The organism is uncultured Sphingomonas sp. (genome assembly GCF_937859915.1).
Taxonomy (GTDB): domain Bacteria; phylum Pseudomonadota; class Alphaproteobacteria; order Sphingomonadales; family Sphingomonadaceae; genus Solisphingomonas.
In genome coordinates this window covers 19,480-27,217 of the sequence record NZ_CALMAW010000126.1, presented here as the reverse complement: position 1 = coordinate 27,217, position 7,738 = coordinate 19,480, and the positions used below count along the sequence as shown (strand labels likewise).

8 protein-coding genes are annotated in these 7,738 nt (G+C 67.9%); 6 read left to right on the top strand and 2 right to left on the bottom strand.

Going from position 1 to position 7,738, the window contains the following annotated elements; translation table 11 throughout:
- Positions 1–307: 307 nt before the first annotated feature.
- From Q0326_RS16935 to Q0326_RS16925, 3 genes are read left to right on the top strand one after another with little or no spacing between them, the layout of a single operon-like run.
- Entirely contained in the window at positions 308–724 is a 417-nt protein-coding gene (locus Q0326_RS16935; RefSeq protein WP_298692763.1) for a VOC family protein, read from the top strand.
- A 23-nt stretch (positions 725–747) separates the two neighbouring features.
- Positions 748–1,476 carry a hydroxyacylglutathione hydrolase gene (gloB, locus tag Q0326_RS16930; RefSeq protein WP_298692761.1) on the top strand — a complete coding sequence of 243 codons (729 nt, stop codon included), beginning with the start codon at positions 748–750 and terminating at the stop codon, positions 1,474–1,476.
- 43 nt (positions 1,477–1,519) lie between these two features.
- Complete coding sequence (locus Q0326_RS16925; protein ID WP_298692758.1) at positions 1,520–1,903, top strand: hypothetical protein; 384 nt, start codon at positions 1,520–1,522, stop codon at positions 1,901–1,903.
- Positions 1,904–1,974: 71 nt separating this feature from the next.
- Here the strand turns inward: Q0326_RS16925 and Q0326_RS16920 are convergent, their stop codons facing one another.
- A complete protein-coding gene (locus tag Q0326_RS16920; protein ID WP_298692756.1) occupies positions 1,975–3,771 on the bottom strand; it encodes an AMP-dependent synthetase/ligase in 1,797 nt (598 codons plus the stop codon).
- Between the two features lie 130 nt (positions 3,772–3,901).
- Here Q0326_RS16920 and Q0326_RS16915 point away from each other — a divergent pair, with 130 nt between their 5' ends.
- Positions 3,902–4,516: a glutathione S-transferase gene (locus Q0326_RS16915; protein WP_298692753.1), complete on the top strand. Its 615-nt coding sequence runs from the start codon at positions 3,902–3,904 to the stop codon at positions 4,514–4,516.
- A 12-nt stretch (positions 4,517–4,528) separates the two neighbouring features.
- Here Q0326_RS16915 and Q0326_RS16910 read toward each other — a convergent pair whose 3' ends face one another.
- Complete coding sequence (locus Q0326_RS16910; RefSeq protein WP_298692750.1) at positions 4,529–5,557, bottom strand: quinone-dependent dihydroorotate dehydrogenase; 1,029 nt, start codon at positions 5,555–5,557, stop codon at positions 4,529–4,531.
- Between the two features lie 234 nt (positions 5,558–5,791).
- On the opposite strand from Q0326_RS16910, the gene Q0326_RS16905 reads away from it, so the two are divergent.
- Positions 5,792–6,244, top strand: coding sequence for an SUF system Fe-S cluster assembly regulator (locus Q0326_RS16905; protein WP_298692746.1), 453 nt, complete (start codon positions 5,792–5,794; stop codon positions 6,242–6,244).
- Positions 6,244–7,734, top strand: coding sequence for a Fe-S cluster assembly protein SufB (sufB, locus tag Q0326_RS16900; RefSeq protein ID WP_298692743.1), 1,491 nt, complete (start codon positions 6,244–6,246; stop codon positions 7,732–7,734). Before Q0326_RS16905 ends, sufB begins: the two co-directional genes overlap by 1 nt.
- Positions 7,735–7,738: the final 4 nt, after the last annotated feature.

Here is a 7,738-nt window from a genome sequence, read left to right as displayed (position 1 = left end):
CTCCCAATGGGCGCGGGCGATCGCCGCCGAGCCGGGCAGCGACGCGGCGGCACAGGCGCGCGCGCTGCTCGTCAAGACCGGCGGCCTGCCGACCGCGACGCCGGCGGCGGGGCGCTGAGCCGCCTATTGTGTCGAGCGACACGCTTTAGCCGTCATCCCGGACCTGATCCGGATCCAGGACCGCAACCATTGCCGCTTCTGTCGCAGGACGCCGGATCACGTCCGGCATGACGAAGATGGGGAGGTTAGGCACGATCCCGGGCGACGCCCCATTCCCATCCTTGCCCGGCGATCCTAGATAGCCGCGATGAAATATCTCCACACCATGATCCGCGTCTCCGATCCCGCCGAGACGATCCGCTTCCTCGAGCTGCTCGGCCTGCGCGAGGTCAAGCGGATGGACAGCGAGGCCGGCCGCTTCACGCTGATCTATCTCGCCGCCCCCGGCGACGAGGACGCGCAGGTCGAGCTCACCCACAATTGGGACGAGACGAGCTACGAGGGCGGCCGCAATTTCGGGCATCTCGCCTATCGCGTCGACGACATCTATGCGCTGTGCCAGACGCTGATGGACGCCGGCGTGACGATCAACCGCCCGCCGCGCGACGGCCACATGGCGTTCGTCCGCACGCCCGACAATATCTCGATCGAGCTGCTCCAGGGCGGCGACCGCCTGCCGCCTGCCGAGCCTTGGGCGTCGATGCCCAACACCGGCAGCTGGTAGGTCGTATGTCGCTAGCGCCAAAGATGCTGGAGATCGTCGCCGTCCCCGCGCTCAGCGACAATTATATCTGGCTGGTCCATGATCCGGTCAGCACCGAGACCGTGGTCGTCGATCCCGGCGAGGCGACGCCCGCGCTGGCCGCCGCCGCCGAGCGCGGCTGGACGATCACGCAGGTGTGGAACACGCACTGGCATCCCGACCATGTCGGCGGCAACGCCGCGATCCGCGAGGCCACCGGCGCGCGGATCAGCGGCCCCGCCGCCGAGGCCGACAAGATCAAGACGCTCGACGTGATGCTGTCCGAGGGTGAGCAGGTCCGCATCGGCACGATCGCGGGCGACATCCTTGCGGTCGGCGCGCACACTGCGGGGCACATCGCCATCCACCTGCCCGATGCGCAGACCGTGTTCACCGGCGACACGCTGTTCGCGATGGGCTGCGGCCGGCTGTTCGAGGGCACGCCCGCCGACATGTTCGCGGCGATGGCCAAGCTCGCCGCGCTGCCCGGCGAGACGCGGGTCTATTGCGGCCACGAATATACCGTCTCCAACGGCCGCTACGCGGTTGTCGCCGAGCCCGCCAACGGCGATGCCAGGGCCGCACTGTTCGAGGCGGAGCGGCGGCGCGGCGGGGGGCGCCCGACGCTGCCGACGACGATCGCCGCCGAGCGTGCGACCAATCCGTTCATGCGCGCCGCGTCCGCCGAACAGCTCGGCCAGCGCCGCGCCGCCAAGGACAGTTTCGCCGGATAGGATGGCGCCGCGAAGCGTTGTCGCGACGAGAAGGAGTCGGATGATGCGGATCGGTATAGCGCTTGTGACGATGGCGATCCTGGCGACGGGCACGGCGTATGCGAAGGGCGCCCCCAATCCGGACAAACTGCTTGCCGGGCGCGTCGCGGGCGAGCCGGTGCCCTGCATCAGCCAGACGCGGATCATCGACACGCAGACCTTTGACGACGGCTCGATCTATTATCGCATGGCGGGGTCGGCGGACTATCTCAACCGTCCGCATGAGTGCGCCGCGCTCAAGGCAGACCGCGCTTATGCGACGCGGACGCCGAGTACATCGCTATGCGCCGGCGACATCCTCGAAATCTTCGATTCCGCGTCGCGCATCCCTTATGGCAGCTGCAGCTTCAACAGCTTCGTGCCCTATGCGAAGGTGCATAAGCCTTAGGTGGTCCCCGTCAGCCGGATTCCGCCATCGTCACCTGCCTCGCGCCGGCGTGACGATAACCGATCTCGTCCTTAATAGCCCGCCGCCTTGTAGAGCGCGTCGAGGCGCACGCCGTAGGCGGCGCGGATCACATGGCGACGGATCTTCAGCGACGGGGTCAACTGCTCGTTCTCGATCGCAAAGGGTGCGTCGGCGACGAGCACGCGGCGTACCTTCTCGATATTGGACAGATCAGCATTGACCCGGTCCACCGCCGCCTGGATAGCCCGACCGAAGGCGGGGTCGTCCGCCAGCGCCGCGTCGTCGGCCAGACCCTGCGCTGCGGCCCACGCGCCGCGCCATTCGGGGTCCGGCACGACCAACCCGACCAGATAGGGCCGCCGGTCGCCCGCTACCATCGCCTGCAGGATCTCGGGCTGGAGCGTCAGCATGCCCTCGATCCGCTGGGGCGCGACATTATCCCCCTTGTCGTTGACGATGATGTCCTTCTTGCGATCGGTGATGACCAGCCGGCCGGCGCCGTCGAGATGCCCAATGTCGCCGGTGCTCAGCCACCCATCCGCGGACAGCACGCGTGCTGTCTCCTCGGGATTGCGCCAATAGCCGTGCATGACGAGCTCGCCTTGCACCTCGATCTCGCCGTCCTCGGCGATGCGCAGCGCGACGCCGTGCAGCGGCGGGCCGACGCCGTCGAGCGTGATGCCGCCCTTGGGCCGGTTGCACGAGATCACCGGCCCCGCCTCGGTCTGGCCATAGCCCTGCAGGATCATCACCCCAAGCGAGGCGAAGAAGCGTCCGACCTGCGGATTGAGCGGCGCCCCGCCCGACACCATCGCCTTCAATCGCCCGCCGAAGCGTCCGCGCACCTTCTTGCGGATCGTCGCCGAGAGCAGCAGGTCCATCGGCCGCTGCCAGAGCCGCGGTCGCTCGGGCATGGTATTGGCTTGCTCGAGCAGCCAGGCGGGCAGTGCGCCCTGTTTGACGATCGCCTTGGCGATGCGCGTGCGCAGCACCTCGAACAGTCGCGGCACGACGACCATGATCGTCGGCCGCACCTCCTCGATATTGGCGGCGAGCTTTTCAAGCCCTTCGGCATAATAGATCTGGCCGCCGAGCCCGATCGGCAGATGCTGCCCGCCGCTATGCTCATAGGCGTGGCTGAGCGGCAGGAAGGAGAGGAAAATCTCTTCGCCCCACCCGAAATCCTCCGAGATAATCCGTGCGCAACCCGCGACATTGTGCAGAATCGCACCATGATGCTGGCGCACGCCGCGCGGCGCGCCGCCGGTGCCCGAGGTGTAGATCAGGCAGGCGAGCGAATCACGATCGACGGACCGCGCCGCTTCGGCGCAGGCAGCGACGTCGTCGTCCCCATCAGCGGCCGGCGTCGCGAGCGCGTCGAAGGTCGCGAAGGCGAAGCTGCCGGCCTGGCCGATCCGCATCGCGTCGATGCCGATCACCAACCGGCATTGCCCCGCGCGTAAGATCGCCGAAATCAGCGTCGTCGCGAGCTTCGCCGTCGAGACGATCGCCGCGCGCGCACCGCTATTCTCGAGGATATGTTCGTGATCGCGCGCGGTGTTGCTGGTGTAGGCGGGGACGGTGACGCAGCCTGCCGCCATGATCGCGAGATCGGCGATGCACCATTCGGGGCGGTTCTCGGCGACCAGCAGCACGCGGTCGCCCGGTTCCAGCCCCCGTCGCCGGAGCGACGCCGCCAATGCCGCCACCCGCGCCGCCACCTCGCGCCAGCTGATCGCGACCCAGCGGCCCTCCTGTTTGCGCCACAGGAAGGGCGCCTCGCCCTTCTCGGCGGCGCGGACGAAGAACATCGTCACCAGATTGGGGAAATGTTCGAGCTGTCGCATGGCCTCTCCTGTCGGTCTCCGCACGACCGGCCGCTTTTGCGCCATCGCGTCCATCGCGCCAAGCCAACATATGATTGCCGGCCGTGGATCCGCTGCTAGGCTCGACCGACCGGCGCTTGTGGAGGCAATGATGCGGCTGATCGGCATGTTGGACTCGCCCTATGTCCGGCGCGTCGCGATTTCGCTGCACTGGTTCGGCCTGCCCTTCGCGCACGAACCGTTGTCGGTGTTCGGCGACTATGATGCGTTCGCGGCGATCAGCCCGGTGGTCAAGGCGCCGACGCTGGTCACCGACGACGGCGTCGTACTGATCGAGTCGTCGCTGATCCTGGCGCATCTCGAACGCAGTGCGGACCCGGCGCGTCGGCTCGAGCCGGCCGATCTCGCCGCGCATGCGCGCAACCAGCATCTCGTCGGGCTTGGCCTCGCGGCGTGCGACAAGGCCGTGCAGATCGTCTACGAGCGCCGGCTCCGCCCGGCCGAGAAGCAGCACGAACCGTGGGTCGAGCGCGTCACCGGCCAGCTCGCCGCCGCCTGCCGACTGATCGACGCGGCGGCGGGGGAGCGCGATGGCTGGCTGCTGGACGACCGGCCGATGCAGGCGGACGTCACCGCGGCGGTCGCGTGGCGCTTCGTCGCGGAGATGCTGCCCGGCACGATCGACCCCGCGACGCATCCTGCCTTCGCAGCGCTTGCCGCACGCGCCGAGGCGCTGCCGGAGTTCGTCGTCGCGCCGTTCGGCTGACGCGTCGCGCGCTCAGGCGCCGACCGCCTGCGCGACGCTGGCAAATCCGTCGCGTTCGAGCAGCGGCACCAGTTCGCGCGCGATCCGCCTCGCCAGCCCCGGCCCTTCATAGACCAGCGCCGAATAGAGCTGGACCAGGCTCGCCCCCGCGCGGATCCGCGCATAGGCGTCGGCGGCGGACGCGATGCCACCCGCGGCGATCAACGGGATCGCGCTGCCGGTCGCGTGGCGGACGTCGCGCAGGCGCTGGAGCGCAAGCGGGCGCAGCGGCGCGCCCGACAGGCCGCCTTGCTCGCCGGAATGTGCCGAGGACAGCGGCGGGCGCGAGATCGTCGTGTTGGCGACGATCAGCGCATCGAGCCGGCGATCGACGACCACGCGCGCGAGCGCATCGATGTCCTTCGGATCCAGATCGGGCGCGATTTTGAGAAAGATCGGCGGACCGCCCGGCCCCCGCGCCTCGATTACCGCGGCGAGCAGCTCGTCGAGCGCCGCCGCCTCCTGCAACGCGCGCAGACCCGGCGTGTTGGGCGAAGAGATGTTGATCGCGAGATAGTCCGCGACCGGCGCCATTGCTACGACGCCCCTGGCATAATCGGCGACACGGTCGACCGACTCCTTGTTCGCACCGACATTGATTCCGACGATCCCGCGCCGCTCACGTGCCGCCAGACGCGCGAAGGCGGCGGCCTGCCCGCCATTGTTGAACCCCATGCGATTGATCACCGCGCGATCCTCGGCGAGCCGGAACAGCCGCGGTTGCGGGTTGCCCGCCTGTGCGAGCGGGGTCAGCGTTCCGACCTCGACGAAGCCGAAGCCCAAACCCAACATCGCATCGGGCACGCGCGCATCCTTGTCGTACCCGGCGGCCAGCCCGACCGGCGACGGAAAGTCGAGCCCCGCGACCTGCGTCGCTAGCCGCGGATCGAAGCGCGGCGCCGTGCGCTTCGGCGCCCGTTCCAGTGCGGCAATCGACAGACCATGCGCGCGCTCGGCATCGAGGCGGAAGATGAGCGGGCGGAGAAGGGGGTAGAGCGCCATAGCGCGGCGCTACCGCGACCGCGCCGCTCTGTCATCTCCCTCGACCGTTCGTCCCGAGCGACGTCGAGGGACCGGGGTGAAGCGGACGGCATGGGCATGGTGCCTCGACGTCGCTCGGCACGAACGGGATTGGACCGGCTTGACCCTTGACCCGGTCGCCTCGCGGGACCACATGGCAATCCGGATCAAATCGGTCCGATTTGAGAATGGATCGCAGATGCGCCTGGTGTTGCGGTGAGATTGTCGAGCCTTGCCGATTATGCCGTCGTGATGATGGCGGCGGCGGCGCGCCATGCGCCGGCGACCAAGCTGTCGGCGACATTGCTCTCGGCCGAGACCGGCGTGCCGCTGCCGACCGCGCAGAAGCTGATGGGCAAGCTTGCCGGCGCCGGGTTGCTCGCCTCGACCCGCGGTGCCGCCGGCGGCTTCGTGCTGGCCCGCGAGTCGCAGGCGATCAGCCTCGCCGACATTGTCGAGGCGGTCGAGGGGCCGATCGCGCTGACCACCTGCGTCGACGATCTCCGCCACGACTGCGCGCTCGAACAGGCGTGCCGGGTCAAGCCGCATTGGGGCGTGGTCAACGACGCCGTGCGCGGCGCCTTTTCCGCGGTCAGCCTGTCGTCGCTGACCGAGCCCTCCCCGGCGCCCGTCGAGCACGCCGAGATCACCTCCATGAGTATCGCGTAATGGCCACCCAGAATCTCGAAGCGATCGCCGCCGCCGAGAAGCTCTCCACCTATGAATGGGGATTTTCGAGCGACATCGAGCAGGAGTTCGCACCCAAGGGTCTGAGCGAAGACACGGTGCGCTTCATCTCGGCGAAGAAGGGCGAGCCTGCCTGGATGCTCGACTGGCGCCTCAAGGCGTACCGGCTGTGGCTGACGATGGAGGCGCCCGACTGGGCCAAGCTCAACGTTCCCCCGATCGATTATCAAGACGCCTTCTATTACGCCGCGCCCAAGGCCAAGCCCAAGCTCGGCAGCCTCGACGAGGTCGATCCCGAGATTCTGCGCACCTACGAAAAGCTCGGCATCCCGATCAAGGAGCAGAAGCTGCTCGCGGGCGTCGTCGAGGATACCGACGCGATGCCGCAGGGCCGGCGCATCGCGGTCGATGCTGTGTTTGACTCGGTCTCGGTCGCGACCACTTTCCGCGCCGAACTCGAGCGCGCGGGAGTGATCTTCCGCTCGATCTCGGAGGCGATCAAGGAATATCCCGATCTCGTCCGCAAATGGCTGGGCAAGGTCGTTCCCCAGCACGACAATTATTTCGCGACGCTCAACGCCGCGGTCTTCTCGGACGGCACCTTCGTCTACATCCCCGAGGGCGTACGCTGCCCGATGGAGCTGTCGACCTATTTCCGCATCAACGCCGAGAACACCGGCCAGTTCGAGCGCACGCTGATCATCGCCGACAAGGGCAGCCACGTCTCCTATCTCGAAGGCTGCACCGCCCCGCAGCGCGACGAGAACCAGCTGCACGCGGCCGTGGTCGAGCTGGTCGCGCTCGACGATGCCGAGATCAAATATTCGACCGTGCAGAACTGGTATCCCGGCGACGCCGAGGGCAAGGGCGGCATCTACAATTTCGTCACCAAGCGCGCGCTCTGCCAGGGCAAGAACAGCAAGGTGAGCTGGACGCAGGTCGAGACCGGCTCCGCGATCACCTGGAAATATCCAAGCTGCGTGCTTGCCGGGGAAAACAGCGTCGGCGAATTCTATTCGGTCGCGGTCACTACCAACCGCCAGCAGGCCGACACCGGCTCCAAGATGATCCACCTCGGCAAGAACAGCCGCTCGACGATCGTGTCGAAGGGGATTTCGGCGGGCCGCTCGGACAACACCTATCGCGGGCTGGTCCGCGTCGGGCCCACCGCCGAGAATGTCCGCAACTTCACCCAGTGCGACTCGCTGCTGCTCGGCGACCAGTGCGGCGCACACACCGTGCCCTATATCGAGGTCGGCAATCCGTCGGCGCAGATCGAGCATGAGGCGACCACCTCTAAGATCAGCGACGATCAGCTCTTCTACGCGATGCAGCGCGGGCTCGACGCCGAGGCCGCGGTGGCGCTGATCGTCAACGGCTTCGCGCGCGAGGTGCTCAAGCAGCTCCCGATGGAGTTCGCGGTCGAGGCGCAGAAGCTGCTGGGGATTTCGCTCGAGGGGAGCGTGGGGTGACGCT